Origin of the sequence: Streptomyces sp. NPDC057253 (assembly GCF_042669125.1) — a bacterium.
GTDB lineage: Bacteria > Actinomycetota > Actinomycetes > Streptomycetales > Streptomycetaceae > Streptomyces.
In genome coordinates this window covers 31,072-52,569 of record NZ_JBHUXV010000053.1, presented here as the reverse complement: position 1 = coordinate 52,569, position 21,498 = coordinate 31,072, and the positions used below count along the sequence as shown (strand labels likewise).

Sequence of the window (21,498 nt, the reverse complement as noted above, 5' to 3'; positions counted from 1 at the left end):
CGCAGGCGCCGGTTCGGGTTGCGTATCGGTTGGGCGGTTTTGTGCCGACCTGGAATCCCACTCTTCAGAAGCCCACAGGCAGCCCCCGGGCGAACCTGGCACAGTGGAGAAGGGAACGTTCTGCGATCCGGGAGCGTTCTTCTGTACGGAACAGTCGGCAAGAAGGGTGACGCGCATGACGTACGACCGCCTGGTGTGCGCAAACTGCGCGGCGCCCGTGAGCGAGGGCCGGTGCCCCGTGTGCCGGGCGAACCGCGAGCGGCTGCAGCAGGAGAACCACTTCGCGGGTCTGAACCCCATGACCCTCATCGCCCTGCTCGCGGTCCTGATCGCGGCGGTGGCCCTGCTGGCCCACCAGACCGCCTAGCCGGTCTCCCCCATAGACGGACGAAGGGCCCGGAGCGGACAGCTCCGGGCCCTTCGCCGTACGGCGTCCGCACGTCACGCAGGCGTGCGACTACCGGGAGTCACTCCTAGGCGGCAGCGCCACCGCGGCCGCCGGCGAGGCGCGGCAGGATGCGGAAGCCGATGCCACCGGCGATCATCGTGGCGGCACCGACGAGCAGGAAGGCGGTCTGGCCGGCACCGGTCTCGGCGAGCTCCTTGCCGTTGCCCTGGGCCGAGGTGTTGGACGTGGTGTCCGTGCCGGTCTCGGTGAGGGCCGAGGAGCCCTCTTCCTGGGTGGAGGTACCGGAACCGCCGTCGGGGTCGGCGTTGTTGCCGCCGCCCCCGGCGTTGCCGTTGCCGTTCCCGTTCCCGTTCCCGGTGCCCGGGTCGGACGGGGCCTCGGTGGGGTCGTCGGGCTCGGTGGGCTCCTCGGTGGGCGGCTCCTCCGGGTCCGTGGGCTCCTCGGTGACCGGCGGCGTGGTCCCCGGGTCCGTCGGCACCTCGGTGCCGGGGTCCGTGGGGAGCTCGGTGCCCGGGTCGGTCGGGATCTCGGTGCCGGGGTCGGTCGGGTCGTCGCCGAGACCGGTGTCGACGTTCACGCCGACGCCATCGGCGCCCACGCCCACGTTGATCTCCAGCGCGGAAGCGGCGCCGGCGGCGGTCAGCGAGGCACCGGCCGCGATCACGGCACCGGCGGCTATGCGCGCGATCCGGATCCGCGTCTTCTTCGTCATGTGGTTGCTACCCCCAGTAGCTCATCGTCAATGAGGCGGCGCTCGGGGCCGTGATCGACGGAGGAAGGCAGCTGCACTCAAGTCCCCCGGTTCACATGCGCCCCAGAGATACGCATGCCACGCTTTACCCTTCCCATTTTTCAAAGCAACGTCAAGGCCGTTGCGTGCGCGATGTCCGAGTACGGGCTCTTTGCCGGGGAAAGCGGTCTGTGAGTGTGATGTAAAACCCAGACATAAAGCAAACTGCCGCCCGGTGGGCGGCAGTTGCAGTGCGATGGTCAAGTCGACAAAGTTACTTCTCCTGCTGCTTGCGCCAGCGAATTCCGGCCTCGATGAAGCCGTCGATCTCGCCGTTGAACACAGCCTCGGGATTGCCGACCTCGAACTCGGTCCGCAGATCCTTGACCATCTGGTACGGGTGCAGGACGTACGAGCGCATCTGGTTGCCCCAGGAGCTGCCGCCGTCCTTGAGGGCGTCCATCTTGGCCCGCTCCTCCTGGCGCTGCCGCTCCAGCAGCTTTGCCTGGAGGACATTCATCGCGGTCGCCTTGTTCTGGATCTGCGACCGTTCGTTCTGACAGGAGACGACGATGCCGGTGGGGAGGTGGGTCAACCGCACTGCGGAGTCGGTGGTGTTGACGCCCTGTCCGCCCGGGCCGGAGGACCGGTAGACGTCCACGCGCAACTCGGACTCGTCGATCTCGATGTGGTCGGTCTGCTCGACCACGGGCAGGATCTCGACGCCCGCGAAGGAGGTCTGCCGGCGCCCCTGGTTGTCGAACGGCGAGATGCGCACGAGCCGGTGGGTGCCCTGCTCGACGGAGAGCGTGCCGTAGGCGTACGGGGCCTGCACGGCGAAGGTGGTCGACTTGATGCCGGCCTCCTCCGCGTACGAGGTCTCGATGAGCTCGGTCTTGTAGCCCTTCTGCTCCGCCCAGCGCAGGTACATCCGCTGGAGCTTCTCCGCGAAGTCGGCGGCGTCGACGCCACCGGCCTCGGCGCGGATGTTGACGAGCGCCTCACGGGAGTCGTACTCGCCGGACAGGAGGGTGCGGACCTCCATCTCGTCCAGCGCCTTCTTGACGGCGGTGAGCTCGGACTCGGCCTCGGCGCGGGTGTCCGGGTCGTCCTCCTCCTCGGCCATCTCGAAGAGGACGCCGAGGTCGTCGATGCGACCGCGCAGGGCCTCGGCCTTCCGCACCTCCGCCTGGAGGTGGGAGAGCTTGCTGGTGATCTTCTGCGCCTCGTCCGGGTTGTCCCACAGGGACGGCGCGGCCGCCTGCTCCTCGAGCACGGCGATGTCTGCCCTCAGCTTGTCGAGGTCCAGAACGGCCTCGATCGACTCCATGGTCGAGGAGAGGGACTTGAGCTCTTCGGATACATCGACGACTGCCACGCCCTCCAGCCTAACGGCTGTGGCAACCGACGTCGGTCGCCCCCGACAGCCCCGGCCTCCTCAGGGCGAGGCCGGTCGGCGGTCCCCCGAAGCCCTCGCCTCTCAGCACGAGGCCGGTCGGCCGTCCCCCGGAGCCCCGGCCCGCTCATGGCGAGGCCGGTCGGCTGTCCCCCGGGAGCACCCGCCTCTCAGCACGAGGCCGCTCGATCGCCCCCCGAAGCCCTCGCCCGTCAGCGCAAAGCCGGCCCGGCCCTCCCCCGAAGCCCCCGCCCCTCAGCACAAGGCCGCTCAGCCGCCCCCCGAACCCCCGCCCCTCAGCGCAAGGCCGCTCAGCCGCCCCGGCCCGCTCAGCGCGAGACCGGTCGACTACCCCCGAAGCCCTCGCCCGTCAGCGCAAGGCCGCTCGAACCTCCCCCAAGCCCCCGCCCCTCAGCGCAAAGCCGCCCGGTCGTCCCCCGGAGCCCCGGCCGCCTCACAGCGAGACCGTCGCCCCGGGAGCCCCGGTCCGCTCAGGGCGAGGCCGTCCCCCCGGGGCCCCGCCCGCTCACGGCGAGGCCGGTGCCGAGTTCTTCGTGTCCTGGGGGGACGCCCCGGCGTCGTCCCCCGACGTGGCCGCCCACACGCCGACGCCCGCCGCGGCCACCAGCACCACCGCCGCCGCCCCGACGGCGAGCCGACGCCGGCGCGTGGTCGCCCGGTTCCGGGCGGACCCCGGCCGCGGCGCCCCGGCGGCCCGCGGCACCCGGGCGGTGCCCAGCGCACCCCCGGCCAGCTCGTCGGGCGCCGGCACCCTCATCGACGTGTGCGTGTCCCGGTTGGAGTCGGCGGGCCTCGCGCCCGGCACCAGGGGTACGGCACCCCGCCGCGCCGGCCGCCCGGAGGCCGACGGCTCGGCGGTCGCGGGGGCGGCCCCCTCGCCGTCCTGCTCGTCCTCCAGCTCCGCGTCCGGCTCGTCGACGTCCAGCGGCGGCATCCCGGCCAGCAGCGGCAGCAGCTCCCGCAGCCGCACGGCCATCTCGGAGGCGCGCAGCCGGGACGCCGGGGCCTTCGCCAGGCACTGCACGATCAGCTGCCACAGCTCGTCGGGGATCCCGGGCAGCGGCACCACCGTCTCGGTCACATGGCGCCGCAGCACCGCCCCCGGGTGCCCGCCGCCGAACGGGGTGAAGCCCGCGAGCAGCTCGTACAGAACGGTCGCGAGGGCGTAGATGTCCACGGAGGCGCGGGGCGGCAGCCCTTCGACGATCTCCGGCGCCAGGTAGTCCGGCGTCCCGATGATCTTCGTGGCCCGGGTCCGGCGCGGCGAGTCGATGAGCTTGGCCACGCCGAAGTCGGTCAGCAGGGCCGGGTGCGCGCCGCCGGGCCCGAGCGGGCCCTGCATGTCCAGCAGGATGTTCTCGGGCTTCACGTCCCGGTGCACGACCCCGGCCGCGTGGGCGGCGGCCAGTCCGTCGGCGACGTCCGCCACGATCGCCACCGCAGCCTCGGGCGCGAGCCGCTTCTCCCGGTCCAGCCGGGTGCGCAGATCGGTGCCCCGGACCAGGTCCATGACGAGCGCGAGGTCATTGCCGTCGACCACGAGGTCCCGTACGGAGACCACGTGCGGATGCTCCAGGCCGAGCAGCGCCGTGCGCTCCTGCACGAACCGGCCGACGAGTTCCTGGTCGGACGCGAGGTCCTCGCGCAGCATCTTGACGGCGACGGGCCCCTCGGGACCCTCGCCCAGCCACACCGTGCCGGCGCTGCCCCGCCCCAGGATCTGGTTGGCGGTGTACCGGCTGCCGATCTTCCGTGCCAAGACTGCTCCTACAGACGCGTGTTGTCGCCAAAGCTACGCGTCGTGGGAGCCAACCTTCACCGCGGAGACGGAAATCACCCGCTGGGTGTCGACAAATCCCCAGAGTTACTGCTGACCTGAGGAGTTTCCGCCGAGATCTCCGATCCAGTTGCTCACGGTGTCGACGATGTCCCCGAGCTGCTGCCAGTAGCTCTTGCCGGTGCCGATCCACTCCTGGAGCGGGCTCAGCTCCCAGATCAGCCAGCTGGCGACGAACAGGATGACGATCGTGAACAGACAGCCCTTGAGGCAGCCCAGACCCGGGATCTTCATCGGGTTGGCGCTGCGCTGCCGCGGCTGCCGGGGCTCACGCGCGGGGCGCTCGGGCTGCGGCGGGGGCGCGTACCGCTGCGGTTGGGGCTGCGGCGGGGCGTACTGCTGAGGCTGGGGCTGCTGCTGACGGCCGTAACCGCCCCCCTGCGGCGGACGCTGCTGGGGCCGCTGCTGCTGGCGCTGCGGCGGCTGCTGCTGTTGCGGCCTGGCGACCTGCCGCTGGGGGCGGCGGCGCAGCGGGTCCTCGCTGGGGTCGAGGTACTGGACCTGCGTCTGTTCGTTGCGGTCCCGGGCCGCGCGCAGCTGGTTCTGCCAGGGGTGCGGATCCTCGGGCCCACCGGACTGCTGCCCCTGCTGGCCGTACTGCCCCGGCTGTCCGGGCGGCACCGGCGGCATGACGGCGGTCGGGTCGGCCGCGCCCCGGTTCGTCGGGAGTACGGCGGTGGGGTCGGCGGCGCCGACCGGGTTCCCGGCGCCGGTGTGCGGCAGGAAGCTGGTCGCGGCGTTCGGGTCGACGGCACCGGCGCCGTTCGGCAGCACCTGCGTCGGGTCGGCGGCGCCCGGCGTGTCCGGGACGGCCGCCGGGTCCGGGTCGGGCAGCAGCAGGGCGCCGACGTTCTCGGCCGCGGCGATCTGCGCGGAGTTGGCGTGCACCCCGATGCCCTCGGCGACGACCCGGAGCCCGCGCGCGAGGTTCTCGGCGCTGGGACGGCGGTCCGGGTTCTTGCTCAGACAGCGCTCTATGACGGTCCACAGCGGATCGGGGACCGTGGAGGGGCGGCGCGGTTCGGCGCTCAGGTGCTGGTGCAGGACTTCGAGGGCGGAGCCGCCGGCGAACGGCGGACGGCCGGTGACCAGCTCGTACAGCAGGATTCCGGCGCCGTAGATGTCGACCGCGGAGGTCTGCGGACGGCCCTCGGCGGACTCGGGAGCGACGTACGCGGGCGTGCCGACGAATTCCTGGGTCCGGGTCAGGCCCGGGGAGTCCGCGAGGCGCGCGATGCCGAAGTCGGTCAGCAGGGGGTGCATCTGGCCGCCGTACTGCCGCAGCAGCACGTTGGCCGGCTTGAGGTCGCGGTGGACCACGCCGTCGGCATGGCTCGCGGCGAGCGCGTCGGCGATCTGGGCGGTGAGCAGGGCGGCGCCGACAGGGCTGAACGGGCCGTTCTCGCGCAGGTAGCGATGCAGGTCGGGACCCTCGACGAGGTCCATGACCAGCGCGAGCAGATCCCCCTCGACGACCAGGTCGCGCACCCGCACGATGTTCGGGTGGGTCAGCCTGAGCAGCACGGAGCGCTCGCGCAGGAACCGCATCACGATGTCCGGGTCGCTCGCGAGCTCCTCCTTGAGGACCTTGATCGCGACGGTCTCGCCCGGCTGTCCCGCGACGGCTGCCTCGGCGCCCGCGGTCTCCCGCTGGCGGGCTCGCCAGACGGTCCCCGTGGCACCGCGTCCGAGCGGCTCCTCGAGGAAGTACTTGCTGCCTACCGGCCGCACGTCATGCACTCCCTGCTGCTTGCTGTCGTTCCGACCCACTTCCGACCCACTGTAGTGCCGCTCCCCACGGCACTACGTATGCGTTCCCCGGCACGTTCGACAGGAAGACGCTCCGTCCGGGTCTCCCGGTTGCCGGACCTTGACGTGACCGATCTCAAGTGATCGTCGGCGCGGCACTGGTCAGGCACTTTTGGGGGCAGAGCTGACCAATCAAGATCACTTGCCCTCGGGCGGCGGGCGTGTTGTCAGTGGCAGGTGCGAGGATGCGTGCAGTACTGGCCGATGGTGCTCGTGCGGGGTGGGGATGTCCGCGTCCGAGCAGAAGGGACCGCTGACGGCGATGCAGATCCGGCTGACCGTCGTAGACCCGCTGGGCCCGCCCGACCGGGCCCGCGGCCGCGCCGCGAGCTGCGACGTGCTGGTCACCGCTCCCGTCGGCACCGCCCTGGCCGCGGTGGCCGGTGCCCTCGCCTCGGCGGTCCCCGGGGAGGCGGGCGCCTCCCGCGCGGGCGAGCCCGAGCGCGGCGGCGGCACCGTCGTGCTGTACGCGGACGGCGAGCGGCTGGACCCCCAGCGCGCCACCCTCGGCGAGCCCCCGCTGATCGACGGCGCCGTGCTGTCCCTGGGCGCCCCCGCCGCCCCCGAGCCCCACCCCGAGCTCGACGAGGCGCCGACCCAGCTCCATGTGGTCGCGGGCCCCGACGCGGGCGGTGTCCACCTGCTGCACGGCGGCCAGATCCACATCGGCCGCTCCGCCGACGCCGACGTCCCGCTGGACGACCCCGACGTCTCCCGTCTCCACTGCGCGATCACCGTCGCCGCCGACGGCCAGGTCTCGGTGGCCGACCTCGACTCCACGAACGGCACCATGCTGGACGGCGCCCGCGTGGGCACCCGCCCGGTCCGTTTCCCGCCGGGGGCGCTCCTGAGGATCGGCGAGTCGGTGCTCCGGCTGTCCCCCAGCGGGGGCCGGCGTCTGGAGACCGAGCCGGACGGGGAGGGGCATGTGCGCGTGGCGCCCGAGAACACCGGGGAGCGCGTGCCGGTGGACGGCGGGGCCGCTTCCGGCTCCGGCGAGGGCGGGGCGGCCGCGCAGGCCCGGGGCCGGGGCCCTGGGCGGGTGGCGCCCGGGAGTCCGTCCGGGGCGGATGAGGCCGGGTACCGGGCGGGTGAGCGACGGGGGCGCAGGGTGTCGGCCGGTGCCGGCGGCTCCGCGATCCCGGCGGAGGCCTCGGGGGGCGCGGAGAATTCGCCGCACGCGCGTGAGGACCGTGACAGCGGCGGGGGCACCCCGTCCCAGCAGCCCACCGACCAGACCCACCACACCTACGGTTCGGCCGGCTGGGGCGCGTCCGGCGGGAACCCCGGGGTCGCGGAGGCCCAGGCCCACGGTCCCGTGGAGCCGCCCGTCGTCGTACCCGGGCAGGGCGGGGCACCGCGGATCGAGAGCGGCGGTCCGGGCGGGACGGTTCCCGGGGAGCGCCCGTACGGCTCCGCGGGGGCGCCCGAAGGCTCCGTGCGCTTCACCGGCTCTGCCGGCTCCGTCGGCTCCGTCGGTGACACCCATGGCGGCCGGGCCGGTATCGGTTCCTTCGGCGAGGCCGCGGCGACTGCGCCTGCACCCTCCGCGCCGCCGAAGCCCTCCACGCCCTCCACGCCCCCCGGAGACCGCCCGGACGACCCCTCCGCCACGGACAACCCCTCCGCTGATGAAGCCCCGGAACCCGGCACCGGACGCCGCAAGGGCACCCCCCTGCGCGGGACGGACGCCCCGCAGAGCGGGCGTCGGCGTGGCGGGCTCGGGAAGTGGGCGCGGCGGCTGGCCGGGGGCCGGGGCGAGCCGGAGATGGCCGATCAGGGCGAGCCGTACGCCGAGGAACCGGCCCCCGTCACCCCCGTTCCGTCGGCCACCGCCACCCAGCTGCCCGAGGTCTGGCCGGACCCCGCCGCGCTGCTGCTGACGGCCCTGGGCCCGGGTGCCCGCCTCTGGGAGCGCGGGCCGGGACACCCGGAGGCGCTCACCGTGCGGCTCGGCACCGCCGACCGGGCCGCGCCCGACGGGTCGGGGCTGTTGCCCGCCGTCCCGGTGACCGCGGATCTGCGCGAGGCAGGCGCACTGGGCCTCGCCGGTCCGCGCGCGCGGCTGGCCGGGCTGGCCCGCGCGGTGGTGGCCCAGCTCGCCGCCCTGCACGCGCCCGAGACCCTGGAGATCGTCCTGATCAGCGCGGACCGCTCCCGGCCCGCGCAGGAGCGCACCGCCGAGTGGTCCTGGCTCGGCTGGCTCCCCCATGTCCGCCCGGGACACGGCCAGGACTGCCGGCTCCTGCTGGCCCACGACCGCGAGCAGGCCGCGGCCCGCACCGACGAACTCCTCAGGCGCCTGGACGACCACCTGGCCGACGCGGAGCTCGCCCCGCCCCGCGGCATGATCCCGGCCGCCCGCTCCGCCGGCTCGCCGGACCGCCTCCGGGGCGCCGGCCGACGGCCCTCCTGGGCCCGCGACGACACCGAGGGCCTTGAGACCGGCGGTTTCCCCGGGCCGTACACCGTGGTCGTCGTGGACGGCGACCCCGGCGGCGCGGATCTGCGCAAGGCGGTGGCACGGCTGGCGGCACAGGGCCCGCGGGCCGGTATCCATGTCGTCTGCCTGGCCGAGACGGCCCCCGCCTCCCCGGCCTCCCCGGTGACCGACACCTACGAGGCGGCCTGCGCGGTGGCCCCGACGTTCCGCGAGTGCGGCGCGGTCGGCCTGCTCAGCGGGGACGTGGCGACGGCCCTGCGGCTGATGCGGGTGGCGCGGGCGGGGATGCCGACCGGCACGAGCCGTCCGACGGCCAGGAGCGGCGGTGAGGGCGCGCCGACCGTCCCGGGCGACGATGCCGAGACGTACGGCACCGCGCCGGGCGCCGAATCCACCCGCACCCGCCCGGCACCCCGTCACCCGGGCGCCGACATCACCCGCACGGTGCCCCGGCCCACCGAAGCCGCGCCCGCCGTGGCCGCCGCAGGCCGCGGCACGGGCACGCGTACCGACCCCGACACCCTGCACCTCACCCCCGCCCCGACCCCCGTGGGCCACGGCACGGTCGCCGCCGTGGACGCCGTCTCCGCCGCCTGGGCCGAGCGGTTCGCGCGGGCACTGGCGCCGTTGCGCACGGACGGGTCCGCCGGTGCGGGCCACGCGCGCGTGTCCTCACCGCTGCCCCAATCAGCGCGGCTATTGGACGAGTTGGGGCTGGCCCGGGCCACCCCGCCGTCGCTGATGACGCGCTGGGCGGACGCGGCCGACGACCCGGAGTCGCTCGGCGGCCGCGCCTGGGCGGTGCTCGGGGCGGGCCCGCGCGGCCCGGTCTGCGCCGACCTCGCGGCCGAGGGCCCGCACCTGCTGATCGAGGGACCCGCGGGCAGCGGCCGTACGGAACTCCTGCGGGCCGTCGTCGCCTCGCTGGCCGCGGCCGAGCGCCCCGACCGGCTCAGCGTCGTCCTGATGGACGGCCGGGACAGCGTGGGCGCCGGGGGCGGCCACGGCGAGGGTCTGCGGGTGTGCACGGACGTGCCGCACGTGACCACCCACCTCACCGCCAACGACCCCGTCCGCATGCGGGAGTTCGCCCAGTCGCTGAGTGCCGAGCTGAAGCGGCGCGCGGAGCTGCTGGGCCGCTCCGGCTTCGCCGAGTGGCACACCGGACGCGAGCTGTCCGGCCGTATGGTCGCCCAGCGCACGGCGACCAGCCGCGGCCCGTCCGCCGCACCGGCCGTCGGCACCTCGGGCACCCCCGGCACCCCCAACACCCTCGGCAGCACAGGCACTCACGGCACCGCAGCCGCCGACGCCACCGCCGATCTCGACTCCCCGCCCAGCTCCACCATCCGGCTGCGCCCCGGCGCGGCCCGCCGCCAGGCGGAGGCGGTGCCGCCGCTCCCCCGTCTGGTCGTGGTCGTGGACGACCTGGACGCCCTGGTCTCCCCGCCCCTCGGCTCCCCCGGCAGGCCCGCCGCCGGATCGGTCATACGCGCGCTGGAGGCGGTCGCCCGCGACGGCGAGCGGCTGGGCGTGCACCTGGTGGCCGCGGCCGGCCCGGGCGGCCGTACGGCGGAGTCGGAGCCGGCCCGCCGGGCCACCCTCCGCGTCACCCTGGACGCCCCGGCCACCGGGCCGGAGGAGCCGGTTCCCGGCCGTGGCCGGCTGACCTGGTCCGACGGGCGGGTGACCGCCTTCCAGGCGGGCCGGGTCACGGGCCGTATCCCGCGGACCGCGACGCTGCGCCCCACGGTCGTGCCCCTGGAGTGGGAGCGCATGGGCGATCCCCCGACCCGCCGCCCGGTCCGGGAGCTGGGCAATGGTCCGACGGATCTCGCTCTGCTCGCCAGCGCATTGGAACGGGCAGCGAGGGAAGTCGAAGCAGCAGAGGTGCCGTCACTGCTTTAGCCGAACCCAGGCTGCCCCTCTACGCCGCGTGCCCGCACGCAGCCGTACTGGTCACGAGGCCGCAACGATCGCCTGCTTGACAGCGGACGCGCCCTTGCCGACCCCGTTCTCCCGGCGTAGACCAGTTCGCACGGGACACCCTCAACGTTCAACGAGGAACGAGGTACGGGGACGTGATGCGCAGCATGAGCAGCACAAACCGAAAGCCCAGGGCAGCGAGGACTGCGGCAGCCGCCCTCGCGGCAGCCCTCGCCCTCTCGCTCAGCGCCTGCGGCGGGGACGACGACAAGAGCAGCGACAGCGGTGCGACCGGCGGCAAGGAGACCGGCACCGGCGTCACCCTCCCCAAGCTGAACGGCCAGAGCCTCCAGGTGGCCGCCGTGTGGAGCGGCGAGGAGCAGGCGAACTTCAAGAAGGTCCTCGCGGAGTTCGAGAAGCGCACCGGCGCCAAGGTGACCTTCGTGCCCGCGCAGGACCCCATCGTCAACTTCCTGGGCTCGAAGGTCGCGGGCGGGCAGCCGCCGGACGTCGCGATGCTGCCGCAGCCCGGCGCCATCAAGCAGGCCGTCGACAAGAAGTGGGCCAAGCCGCTGGGCGCCGAGGCCAAGGCCGAGCTCGCGAAGAACTACTCGCAGGGCTGGCAGGACATCGGCAAGATCGACGGCACCCAGTACGGCGTCTACTACAAGGCCGCCAACAAGTCCCTGATCTGGTACAACGCCAAGGTCTTCGAGAACGCGGGCGCCGCCGAACCCAAGACCTGGGACGAGCTGCTGACCACCGCGCAGACGGTCTACGACTCGGGCGTGACCCCGTTCTCCGTCGGCGGCGCCGAGGGCTGGACCCTCACCGACTGGTTCGAGAACGTCTACCTCTCCCAGGCGGGCCCGGAGAAGTACGACCAGTTGGCCAAGCACGAGATCAAGTGGACGGACCCGTCCGTGAAGGACGCCCTGACCACGCTGGCCCAGGTCTGGGGCAAGAAGGACTATGTCGCGGGCGGCGCCAAGGGCGCGCTCCAGACGGACTTCCCGGCCTCCGTGACCCAGACCTTCACCGGCGGCGACCAGCCCAAGGCGGCCATGGTCTACGAGGGTGACTTCGCGCAGGTCAACATCCAGACGGCCAAGGCCGAGGTCGGCACCGACGCGAAGGTCTTCCCCTTCCCGAAGGTCGGCGACACCGCCCCCGTGGTCTCCGGCGGTGACGCTGCCGTGATCCTGAAGGACTCCAAGGCCTCGCAGGCCCTCGCGACCTTCCTGGCCTCCCCGGAAGCGGCGACGATCCAGGCCAAGCTCGGCGGTTACCTCTCGCCGAACAAGAGCGTGGACATCTCGGCGTACCCGAACCCGGTGCAGCAGAAGATCGCGAAGGCGCTGATCGAGTCGGGTGACGACTTCCGCTTCGACATGTCCGACCAGGCCCCGCAGGCCTTCGGCGGCACGCCGGGCAAGGGCGAGTGGAAGGCGCTCCAGGACTTCCTGAGCAACCCGAAGAACATCGCGGGCACCCAGGCCAAGCTGGAGGCCGACGCGGCGGCAGCGTACGGGAACTGAGGCGATGACATCGGCCACCGAGGCAGGGGTCCCACCGGCCCCTGCCTCTCCCAAGTCGCGCAAGAGCGTGACCGGCACACGCAAGACCGTGGCGGCGCTGTTCCTGCTGCCCGCCCTCGTGCTGCTGGGCGCGCTCGTGGTCTACCCGATCGGGTACTCGCTGGTCCGCAGCTTCTACGACCAGTCGGGCGACAGCTTCGCCGGGATCGACAACTACAAGGCCCTGTTCACCGACGACGGCATCCGCACGGCCCTGAAGAACAACATCATCTGGGTGGTGTTCGCGCCGACGATCGCCACCGCGCTCGGTCTGATCTTCGCGGTGCTGACCGAACGGATCCGCTGGGGCACGGCGTTCAAGCTGGTCGTCTTCATGCCGATGGCGATCTCGATGCTGGCGGCGGGCATCATCTTCCGGCTGGTCTACGACCAGGACCCGGACAAGGGGTTCGCGAACGCGGTGTGGGTGGGCGTGCACGACACGTTCGCGCAGTCCTCGTCGTTCCCGAAGGCCCACCCGGGCCGGAACTCACCGCTGGTGCCCCAGGGCGGCGGCTTCATCACCAAGGCCACGGTCCACACCGGCGGCACGGTCACGCTGCCCCTCGTGGGCGTGGCCCCGGACCAGATGCCCAGCGACGCGAAGAAGGCCGTGCCGCCCCAGGCCGACCCGGGCCGGATCACCGGCACCACCTGGCAGGACTTCACCCGCGGCAAGGGTGTCGGCACGCTGGGCGGGGTCGACCCGAGCGAACTCGGCTACCCCGGCATGAAGATCGAGGCGGTCAAGGACGGCAAGGTCGTCGAGACGGCGAAGGCGGGCGACGACGGCACCTTCTCCTTCTCGGAGAAGGCCGACGGAGCCCAACTGCGGCTTCCGGCGAGCAACTTCAGGGAGGCCTACAACGGCCTCGACTGGCTCGGCCCCTCGCTGGTGACGCCGTCGATCATCGGGTCGTACATCTGGATGTGGGCCGGTTTCGCGATGGTGCTGATCGCGGCCGGGCTCGCGGGCATCCCCCGCGAACTGCTGGAGGCGGCCCGGGTGGACGGCGCGAGTGAGTGGCAGGTGTTCCGCAGGGTCACCGTGCCGCTGCTCGCCCCGGTCCTCGCGGTCGTCACCGTCACCCTCATGATCAACGTCCTGAAGATCTTCGACCTGGTCTTCATCATCGCCCCGGGCTCCTCGCAGGACGACGCGAACGTCCTCGCGCTGGAGCTGTACCGCAAGGGCTTCTCCGAGGACCAGCCGGGCATCGCGAGCGCCATCTCGGTGTTCCTGCTGCTGCTCGTCATCCCGGTGATCTGGTTCAACATCCGGCGGCTCAGGCGGGAGGTACGGCGATGACGACCCAGGCCGAGAGGCTTCCCGAGACGGCGTCGGCCGAGGGCACCGAGGCGCAGCGGTCCCTCGGCTCACGGCTGGTCGAGCGGGTCAGCGGGGGCGTGATCAGCGTCCTGCTCGTGCTCGTCGGCCTGTTCTGGCTGGTGCCGACGATCGGTCTGCTGATCTCCTCGCTGCGCAGCCCCGGGGACATGGCCGCGAGCGGCTGGTGGACGGTGTTCACCAAGCCGTCCCAGCTGACCCTGGACAGCTACGACAAGCTCCTGCACAACAGCGACATCACCAACTCCATCGTCAACACCATCCTGATCACGGTGCCGGCGACGCTTCTGGTGATCGTCATCGGCGCGCTCGCGGGCTACGCCTTCGCGTGGATGGACTTCCCGGGCCGCGACTGGTGGTTCATGGCCGTGGTCGGTCTGCTGGTGGTGCCGGTACAGGTGGCGCTGATCCCGATCGCCGAACTCTTCGGCAAGATCGGCCTGTTCGGCAACATCTTCGGCGTGGTCCTCTTCCACACGGGCTTCGGTCTGCCGTTCGCGGTGTTCCTGCTGCGGAACTTCTTCGCCGAGATCCCGCGCGAACTCCTGGAGGCGGCCCGGCTCGACGGAGCGGGTGAACTGCGCCTGTTCGCAAGGGTGGTGCTGCCGCTCGGCGCGCCCGCGATCGCGAGCCTCGGCATCTTCCAGTTCCTGTGGGTGTGGAACGACATGCTGATCGCGCTGGTGTTCACGGACGCCGACAGCCAGCCGATCACGGTCGCCCTCCAGACCCAGGTACGGGCCTTCGCCGCCAACGTCGACATCCTGGCGCCGGGCGCGTTCATCTCGATGGTGATCCCGCTGATCGTGTTCTTCGCGTTCCAGCGGCAGTTCGTGTCCGGCGTGATGGCGGGCGCGGTCAAGTAGCGCGTACGACAGCCCAATTGGGGGCGGGCCGACTCCGGCCCGCCCCTTCGCGTTCGCCCGAATGCCGTACGGACCGTAACCAAGGGCACTCATGGGGCGTTCCCGGGCAGAACTCCCGCGCCGACCCTTGGATGTGCCGTGCCCAGGTTCAGTGTCATCGTCCCCGCGTACCAGGTGCAGGCGTACCTGCCCGCCTGCCTGGAATCGGTGCTGTCGCAGTCGTACGACGATCTGGAGCTGATCGTGGTCGACGACCGCTCCCCGGACGCGTGCGGCGAGATCGCCGACGAGTTCACGGCCCGCGACCCGCGTGTGCGGGCCGTCCGCCGGGCGCGCAACGAGGGTCTGGGGCCCGCCCGCAACGCGGGGATCGGCGAGGCCACGGGCGACTACCTGGTGTTCCTCGACGGCGACGACACCCTCGCCCCGCACGCGCTGCGGTCGATCGCCGACCGGCTGAAGGAGACGGGCGAGCCGGACGTCCTGGTCCACGGCCACGCGCTCGTGCCGTGGTCGGGCGAGATCGTCCACGATCCCTCCTCGGGCCTGCTCACCGAGCAGGGGCCCGCCCAGTTCCCCCTGGAGGACCGGCCGGGGCTGCTGCGAGGACCGGCGGCGGCCTGGAACAAGGTGTGCCGCAGGGAGTTCGTCGAGCGCGGTGGCTTCGCGTTCCCGCCCGGCCGGCACACGGACCTGGCCTGGGCCTGTCCGGTCCTGATGTCCGCCGAGTCGATCGCCACCCTCGACCGGGTCTGCGTCCACCACCGGCTGCGGCGCCGGAGCGTCCCCGCGGCGGCCGACCGCGCGGACTTCGACCTCTTCGACCAGTACGACAGGGTCTTCGCCCACGTCGACGCGCGGCCCGAACTCGCCCAGTGGCGGCCGGTGTTGTTCCGCCGGATGGTGGACGACCTGTGGGCGGTGTTCGCCGGGCGGGAGCGTGGTGCGGGTGACGGCCACGGGGCGTTCGTCTCCGAGGACGTCCGCGCCGAGTTCCTGCGGCGGAACCGTCTTCCCGGCGATGTCCGCGCCGAGTTCCTGCGGCGGGCCCGCGACCACTACCGCGTCCACCGCACGCCGGGCCATCCGACCCCGGTGGGTTACCGGCTGCGGCACACCACGATCCGCCTGGGCCTGTACCGCACCCGACGGACCCTGGAACTGGCCCAGTTGCTCGGCCGGCGGATCTCCGGGCCCACCGTCCGGCTCGCCAAGGCGCTGCACGCCGCGGCCCTGCGGCTGCACTACCGCGTCCAGCTGCGCCTGCCGGTCCGCGACGACCGCGCCCTCTTCGCCGCGTACGGCGGCCGCGGTCACGGCTGCAACCCCGGTGCGCTGGAGGAGGCGTTCCGCGCCCTCGCCCCGCACATCCGCACCGCCTGGGTCGCGGATCCCGAGCACCACCGCACGATCCCGACCGCGACCCGCCGCCTCACCCCGGACACGGCCGCCTACTGGACGGCGCTCGCCCGCTCCAAGTACCTCGTGAACAACACCGACTTCGACCCCCGCCTGGTCAAGCGCCCCGGCCAGGTCCTCGTCCAGACCCAACACGGCACGCCCCTCAAGCACATGGGCCTGGACCTCCAGGAACGGCCGGCGGCGGCACGGGACTTGGACTTCGCCGCGATGCTCAGGGGCGTCGACCAGTGGGACTACCTGCTGTCCCCCAACCGCCACGCCACCCTCACCTGGCAGCGGGTCCACCCCGGCGACTACACCGTGCTTCCCTACGGCCAGCCCCGCAACGACGTGTTCCAGCGGGCCACTTCGGAGGACGTACGGCGGCTGCGCGAGTCGCTCGGCATCCCCGAGGGCACGGTCGCGATCCTGTACGCGCCCACCCACCGCGACTACCGGCGCACCCAGCGCACCACGCTCGACCTGGACCGGCTGCTGCGCCGGCTGGGCCCCCGCTTCGTGATCCTGGCCCGCGCCCACCACCGGCACGGCGGTCCGCTCGCCCCGGCCTCGACGCCTCGCGTCATCGACGTCAGCGGCCATCCGAGCGTCGAGTCGCTGTGCCTGGCCTCGGACGCCCTGGTCACCGACTACTCGTCCCTGATGTTCGACTACGCCGGCCTGGACCGCCCGATCGTGATCCACGCGGACGACCGGGAGGCGTACGAGGCGGCCCGGGGCACCTACTTCGACCTGCGGTCCTTCGCACCGGGCGCGATCGCGCGCAGCGAGGACGAGCTGATCGACATCTTCGCCACCGGGCACTGGCGCGGCTCCCGCTCCACCCAGCTGCGCGCGGCGTTCCGCGAGCGCTTCTGCCCGTACGACGACGGCCGCGCCGCCGAACGGGTCGTACGCCATGTGGTGCTGGGCGAGCCGGAGTCGCCGTCGGTGATCCCGCCGGCGGAGCGTCACCCGGTGCCGTCGGCGGCGGCCGCGTCGGAGCGCGCGCCGCTGACCACGGTGCCGCGTCCCGCGGCGGAGCCGACCGTCACCGAGACCCTCTAGGAGGGGTTGTGCCGTCCAGTCCGTCCCGGCCCACGCCGAGCCGACCCACGACATGGCGCCCGGCCGGTCGGCCGGGCGCCTGAGCCTTGCTGCGGTGCTGCGGTGCTGCGGTGCTGCGGTGCTGCGGTGCTGCGGTGCTGCGGTGCTGCGGTGCTGCGGTGCTGCGGTGCTGCGGTGCGTGCTTACTCGATGACGAGCTCGACCTCGATGTTGCCGCGGGTGGCGTTGGAGTACGGGCAGACCTGGTGGGCCGTCTCGACGAGCTTGCGGCCGGTCTCCGCGTCCACGGTGTCGGGCAGCTCGACGCGCAGCGCGACCTTGAGGCCGAAGCCCTCGCCCTGCTTGCCTATGCCGACCTCGGCGGTGACGGCGGCGTCGCTGACGTCCACCTTGGCCTGGCGGCCGACGAGACCGAGGGCGCTGCCGAAGCAGGCGGCGTAACCGGCGGCGAACAGCTGCTCGGGGTTGGTGCCCTCTCCGTTGCCGCCCAGCTCCACCGGCGGGGCCAGCTTCAGGTCGATCTTGCCGTCGTTGGAGACGGCACGACCGTCACGGCCGTGGGTGGCGGTGGCGACTGCGGTGTAGAGCGCGTCCATGGAAATCCGTCCCTCTGGGTGAGTCCTGTCGTTGCCACAAGTAGAGCACACAATTCAGTTGTGCACAACTAAATGGCGAGTAAGAGCTACCCTGGGGACATGACCACGCCCACCGCCGACTGGCTCCGGCTCGACCAGCAGATCTGCTTCTCCCTGCACGCCGCCTCCCGCGCCTTCAACGGCGTCTACCGCGTGATCCTCAAGGACCTGGGGCTCACCTATCCCCAGTACCTGGTGATGCTCGTCCTGTGGGAGCACGGCGACCTGCCGGTGAAGGCGCTCGGCGAACACCTGCGCCTCGACTCCGGAACCCTGTCCCCCCTTCTCAAGCGGCTGGAGACGGCCGGTCTGGTGCGCCGGGAGCGCAGCACCCGCGACGAACGCTCGGTCGAGGTGCGCCTCACCGACGAGGGCACGGCCCTGCGGGAGCACGCGCTCCAGGTGCCCCGCCGGATCGCCGCCGCGACCGGCTGCGATGTCGACGAGATCCGCGACCTGCGCTCCCGCCTGGATCAGCTCACCTCGATGCTGGACGCGGCGGCGCAGACCGAGGCCGCGGGTGACCCTGCGCCGGGCGGCGCGGACCGAGGCGGCCGGTAACCCTACGCAGGGCGGCACAGAGCGAGGCGGCCGGTGACTCTGCGCAGGACAGTGCCGGCGGGTGCTGACACTTACCGAAAAATAGGGGCGCTTTAGGGCTTGCGCGGCATATGCCCGCCTACGATCCGCCCTGATGAGACATCCCCGTGCCGCCCTGGCCGCCGCCTGGCTCGCCACCCGCGCCCTGATGGTCTGGCTGCTCACCCTGCGCGGGTGGGACGCCGTAGGACGCGAGGTGTGGCAGCTCTACCACCACTGGTACGGCGTCCTCGCGCACGGCGCCTACCCGGTGCGCGACCCGCTCTGGCAGTACCCGCCGGGCGCGGGACCGCTCCTCCTCTCCCCCGGGCTGCTGCCGGGCCTGACGTACTTCCAGGCCTTCGTCGCCCTCACCCTCGCCGCCGACGCCGTGACCGCGCTGGCGCTCGTCCGCGCGGGCACCCGCCCCGGCCGCAGCCTGCTCGGCGCCGGCGTCTGGACCGGTGGCCTCCCCCTGCTCGCCCGCTACGACGTCCAGGTCACCGCCCTCGCGGTCCTCGCCCTGCTGACGTCGACGCGCTCCACGCGCGCGTGCGGAGCGCTCGTGGCGCTGGGCGCCCTGGTCAAGGTGTGGCCGGTCCTGCTGCTGACCGGCCTTCCGAAGGGCCGGGCGACCCGGTCGGCGGGGACCGCGGCGGTGGTGACCGGCACGACCGTGCTCGCCCTCCTCGTGACCCTCTTCGACCACCCCTTCGCGTTCCTGCGCCAACAGGGCGGCCGGGGCGTGCAGATCGAGTCCTTCGGCGGCACGCTGCTCGCCCTGGCACGGCACGCCGGCTGGCCCGGGAAGGTGCGGTACCGCTACGGGGCGCTGGAGTACACGGGGCCGTACGTCTCGACGGTCGCGTACGTCTGCCTGGCCCTCACCGCCGTAGCACTGGCTCTGGTGCTGCTGTGGCGGGCCAGGGCCCGGCGCTGGGGCAAGGGCGACGCCCTACGACGCCGCCCTTGCCGCCGTGCTGCTGTTCACCGTCACCAGCCGGGTGATCAGCCCCCAGTACATGATCTGGCTGCTGGGCCTGGCCGCCGTGTGCCTGACCTCGCGGCACACCACCCAACGCCCCGTCGCGGCGCTGGTCCTGGCGGCGACCGCGGTCAGCGCCCTGGTGTTCCCGGTCCTGTACGACGAGGTCGCGGCCGCCACCTGGACGGGCTGCGCGCTGATGGTCGTACGCAACGGCCTGCTGGGCGCGGCGGCGGTGCTGTCCTGCACACGCGTGTGGCGCTCGACGACACCCCCTCCGACGCCACGCGTGTTCCCCGGTTCACCCTCGGTGACCGAGGCGACGCCCACCGGCTCCGGCCGCCTGGTTCACTGATACGCGAACACGGGTCAACCGACGAGGGGACGGCCGTACATGACCTGGCTGATCACCGGCGGCGCCGGCTACATCGGGGCGCACGTCGTGAGGGCGATGACGGAGGCGGGCGAGCAGGCGGTCGTGTACGACGACCTGTCCACCGGCATCGCCGAGCGGGTGCCGGCCGACGTGCCGCTGGTGGTGGGCTCCACGCTGGACGCCGAGCGGGTCGCGCACACCCTCGCGGACCACGAGGTCACGGGAGTGGTCCACCTGGCGGCGAAGAAGCAGGTGGGCGAGTCGGTGGACCGTCCGCTGCACTACTACCGGGAGAACGTCGAGGGCCTGCGCGTCCTCCTGGAGGCGGTGACGACGGCCCGGGTCCCCTCCTTCGTCTTCTCGTCCTCGGCGGCGGTCTACGGCATGCCGGACGTCCGGCTGGTCACGGAGCGGACCCCGTGCGCGCCGATGTCCCCGTACGGCGAGACCAAGCTGGCCGGCGAGTGGCTGGTCCGCGCCACGGGCCGCGCGACGGGCCTGTCCACGGCGTCCCTGCGCTACTTCAACGTGGCGGGCGCGGCGGCCCCCGAGCTGGCCGACACCGGCGTCTCCAACCTGATCCCGATGGTCTTCGAGAAGCTCACCGAGAACGCCGCCCCGCGCATCTTCGGCGACGACTACGACACCCCCGACGGCACCTGCGTCCGCGACTACATCCACGTCACCGACCTGGCCGAGGCCCATGTGGCCGCCGCGCGCGCCCTCCAGTCCTCCCCCGGCCGCGACCTCACCGTCAACATCGGCCGCGGCGAGGGCGTCTCCGTGCGCGAGATGATCGACCACATCAACGCCCTCACCGGCTACGACCGCCCCCCGACGGTCACTCCCCGCCGCCCCGGCGACCCGGCCCGGGTCGTCGCCTCGTCCGACCTGGCGGCCACCGAACTCGGCTGGAAGGCCAAGCACGACGTCCAGGACATGATCTCGTCGGCCTGGGAGGGGTGGGTGCGGTTGCATCCGGGGGCGGCGCGGGGGTGAGCGGGCGGGAATCCGGTCGTCAGGCCGATCAGCGATGCCGATCATCTGGCGTTCGTGCGGGCCCGGCGGTCGGTCAGTTTTCGCCGGAGGGCCCGGTCATGGACCCCGTCTCCCACCGTGGCGCCCGGACATCACACCTGCCGGACGACGAACCGTGTCCGGACACGTACTTCGACTTCCCGATCACGTAGGACTCGCGTCAGAGCGCCTTCAGCGCCTCCGTCGTCGCGTGCGCCAGCGCCGCGAGGTACCCCTTCGGCAGCTTCGGGCTGCGGATCACCACGGAACGCCAGTACAGGGGGCCCGAGATCAGGTCGAGGGCCAGTTCGTCGTTGAGGCCGGGCCTGATCTCACCGCGCTGCTCCGCCGCCACGATGATCTTGCTGGCGACACCCTCCTGGCCCTTCTGCAGGGCGTTCTGGAGAGCCTCGGCGATCTCGGGGTTGCGGGCCGCCTCGGCCTGGAGGTCCGGGAGGATCTGCGAGGCCACGGGGTGCCGCAGCGCCCGTGACGTCACCTCGTACAGCATCCGCAGGTCGTCCTGGAGCGAGCCCGTGTCCGGCACCGGCAGGCCCATCACCGCGATCTCCGAGACGACGTCGAGGACCAGGTGCAGCTTGGAACGCCAGCGGCGGTAGACCGCGGTCTTGCCGACGCCCGCCCGGCGCGCGATGCCCTCGATCGACATCCGCGCGTACCCGACGGCCGCGAGCTCCTCGAAGACGGCCGCCCGGATGGCTTCCGTCACGTCCTCACGGAGAACGGCGGCTCCGGCCGGGGCACGGCGGCGCGGACGGGTCTGCGGCGCGTCGGCGTTGGTCGTCATGCGGACCAGCATAGGGCGTAGCGACGAAACGGTCCCGTTCCGACGCGATCCGGTCGGGTGTGCGCACCGCCACGTCACGACGAAACGGTTGCGTTCCGACGCTCACTCGTCCTACGCTCACGTTGCGACGATACGGTCCCGTCCCGACGTAAGAAAACGTGAAGAGACACGTAAGAAAACATCGGGTGACGACCCCACCCGCCGCACGCACCACCGCACCACCGCACCACCGCACCAAGAACCTCCGCACCACGCACCACCCCACCC

Annotated in this window: 14 protein-coding genes and 1 pseudogene; 9 read left to right on the top strand and 6 right to left on the bottom strand. The window is 72.7% G+C overall.

Annotated elements, in window-relative coordinates; translation table 11 throughout:
- Positions 1–175 precede the first annotated feature (175 nt).
- A complete protein-coding gene (locus tag ACFULQ_RS26800; protein WP_383548171.1) occupies positions 176–367 on the top strand; it encodes a hypothetical protein in 192 nt (63 codons plus the stop codon).
- A 106-nt stretch (positions 368–473) separates the two neighbouring features.
- Here ACFULQ_RS26800 and ACFULQ_RS26795 read toward each other — a convergent pair whose 3' ends face one another.
- From ACFULQ_RS26795 to ACFULQ_RS26780, 4 genes are all read right to left on the bottom strand, one after another.
- A complete protein-coding gene (locus ACFULQ_RS26795) occupies positions 474–1,121 on the bottom strand; it encodes a hypothetical protein (protein WP_383548168.1) in 648 nt (215 codons plus the stop codon).
- Positions 1,122–1,413: 292 nt separating this feature from the next.
- The gene (gene prfB, locus ACFULQ_RS26790; protein WP_383548166.1) at positions 1,414–2,517 is read right to left on the bottom strand and encodes a peptide chain release factor 2; all 1,104 of its coding nucleotides are present in this window, start codon (positions 2,515–2,517) and stop codon (positions 1,414–1,416) included.
- Between the two features lie 544 nt (positions 2,518–3,061).
- Complete coding sequence (locus tag ACFULQ_RS26785) at positions 3,062–4,315, bottom strand: serine/threonine-protein kinase (RefSeq protein ID WP_383548164.1); 1,254 nt, start codon at positions 4,313–4,315, stop codon at positions 3,062–3,064.
- 105 nt (positions 4,316–4,420) lie between these two features.
- Positions 4,421–6,124, bottom strand: coding sequence for a serine/threonine-protein kinase (locus ACFULQ_RS26780; RefSeq protein ID WP_383548196.1), 1,704 nt, complete (start codon positions 6,122–6,124; stop codon positions 4,421–4,423).
- A gap of 340 nt (positions 6,125–6,464) precedes the next feature.
- Between ACFULQ_RS26780 and ACFULQ_RS26775 the strand changes: the two genes are divergently transcribed.
- The 5 genes from ACFULQ_RS26775 (at position 6,465) to ACFULQ_RS26755 (ending at position 16,831) form a co-directional block, all read left to right on the top strand.
- Positions 6,465–10,553 carry an FHA domain-containing protein gene (locus ACFULQ_RS26775; RefSeq protein WP_383548193.1) on the top strand — a complete coding sequence of 1,363 codons (4,089 nt, stop codon included), beginning with the start codon at positions 6,465–6,467 and terminating at the stop codon, positions 10,551–10,553.
- A gap of 176 nt (positions 10,554–10,729) precedes the next feature.
- Positions 10,730–12,109, top strand: a complete 1,380-nt coding sequence (locus ACFULQ_RS26770) for an ABC transporter substrate-binding protein (RefSeq protein ID WP_383548161.1) — start codon at positions 10,730–10,732, stop codon at positions 12,107–12,109.
- 4 nt (positions 12,110–12,113) lie between these two features.
- Entirely contained in the window at positions 12,114–13,457 is a 1,344-nt protein-coding gene (locus ACFULQ_RS26765; RefSeq protein WP_383548158.1) for a carbohydrate ABC transporter permease, read from the top strand.
- Positions 13,454–14,362 carry a carbohydrate ABC transporter permease gene (locus ACFULQ_RS26760; RefSeq protein ID WP_383548155.1) on the top strand — a complete coding sequence of 303 codons (909 nt, stop codon included), beginning with the start codon at positions 13,454–13,456 and terminating at the stop codon, positions 14,360–14,362. Before ACFULQ_RS26765 ends, ACFULQ_RS26760 begins: the two co-directional genes overlap by 4 nt.
- A gap of 138 nt (positions 14,363–14,500) precedes the next feature.
- Positions 14,501–16,831, top strand: a complete 2,331-nt coding sequence (locus tag ACFULQ_RS26755; RefSeq protein WP_383548153.1) for a CDP-glycerol glycerophosphotransferase family protein — start codon at positions 14,501–14,503, stop codon at positions 16,829–16,831.
- A gap of 182 nt (positions 16,832–17,013) precedes the next feature.
- Here ACFULQ_RS26755 and ACFULQ_RS26750 read toward each other — a convergent pair whose 3' ends face one another.
- Positions 17,014–17,427 carry an organic hydroperoxide resistance protein gene (locus ACFULQ_RS26750; RefSeq protein WP_383548150.1) on the bottom strand — a complete coding sequence of 138 codons (414 nt, stop codon included), beginning with the start codon at positions 17,425–17,427 and terminating at the stop codon, positions 17,014–17,016.
- A gap of 99 nt (positions 17,428–17,526) precedes the next feature.
- Here ACFULQ_RS26750 and ACFULQ_RS26745 point away from each other — a divergent pair, with 99 nt between their 5' ends.
- The 3 genes and pseudogenes from ACFULQ_RS26745 to galE all read left to right on the top strand — a co-directional run bounded on the left by ACFULQ_RS26745 (position 17,527) and on the right by galE (position 20,405).
- Positions 17,527–18,027, top strand: a complete 501-nt coding sequence (locus ACFULQ_RS26745; protein ID WP_383548147.1) for a MarR family winged helix-turn-helix transcriptional regulator — start codon at positions 17,527–17,529, stop codon at positions 18,025–18,027.
- 133 nt (positions 18,028–18,160) lie between these two features.
- Positions 18,161–19,385: pseudogene (locus ACFULQ_RS26740) on the top strand (glycosyltransferase 87 family protein).
- A gap of 39 nt (positions 19,386–19,424) precedes the next feature.
- Entirely contained in the window at positions 19,425–20,405 is a 981-nt protein-coding gene (galE, locus tag ACFULQ_RS26735) for a UDP-glucose 4-epimerase GalE (RefSeq protein WP_383548145.1), read from the top strand.
- A gap of 199 nt (positions 20,406–20,604) precedes the next feature.
- Here the strand turns inward: galE and ACFULQ_RS26730 are convergent, their stop codons facing one another.
- Positions 20,605–21,243 carry a TetR/AcrR family transcriptional regulator gene (locus ACFULQ_RS26730; protein WP_020139067.1) on the bottom strand — a complete coding sequence of 213 codons (639 nt, stop codon included), beginning with the start codon at positions 21,241–21,243 and terminating at the stop codon, positions 20,605–20,607.
- Positions 21,244–21,498 lie beyond the last annotated feature (255 nt).

What these genes read in the sequence shown, in the direction of transcription:
- ACFULQ_RS26760 (WP_383548155.1), top strand. Translation starts at nt 13,454, where the DNA reads ATGACGACCCAGGCCGAGAGGCTTCCCGAGACGGCGTCGGCCGAGGGC.
- ACFULQ_RS26775 (WP_383548193.1), top strand. Translation starts at nt 6,465, where the DNA reads ATGCAGATCCGGCTGACCGTCGTAGACCCGCTGGGCCCGCCCGACCGG.
- ACFULQ_RS26770 (WP_383548161.1), top strand. Translation starts at nt 10,730, where the DNA reads ATGCGCAGCATGAGCAGCACAAACCGAAAGCCCAGGGCAGCGAGGACT.
- ACFULQ_RS26730 (WP_020139067.1), bottom strand. Translation starts at nt 21,243, where the DNA reads ATGCTGGTCCGCATGACGACCAACGCCGACGCGCCGCAGACCCGTCCG.
- ACFULQ_RS26765 (WP_383548158.1), top strand. Translation starts at nt 12,114, where the DNA reads ATGACATCGGCCACCGAGGCAGGGGTCCCACCGGCCCCTGCCTCTCCC.
- galE (WP_383548145.1), top strand. Translation starts at nt 19,425, where the DNA reads ATGACCTGGCTGATCACCGGCGGCGCCGGCTACATCGGGGCGCACGTC.
- ACFULQ_RS26795 (WP_383548168.1), bottom strand. Translation starts at nt 1,121, where the DNA reads ATGACGAAGAAGACGCGGATCCGGATCGCGCGCATAGCCGCCGGTGCC.
- ACFULQ_RS26800 (WP_383548171.1), top strand. Translation starts at nt 176, where the DNA reads ATGACGTACGACCGCCTGGTGTGCGCAAACTGCGCGGCGCCCGTGAGC.
- ACFULQ_RS26750 (WP_383548150.1), bottom strand. Translation starts at nt 17,427, where the DNA reads ATGGACGCGCTCTACACCGCAGTCGCCACCGCCACCCACGGCCGTGAC.
- ACFULQ_RS26745 (WP_383548147.1), top strand. Translation starts at nt 17,527, where the DNA reads ATGACCACGCCCACCGCCGACTGGCTCCGGCTCGACCAGCAGATCTGC.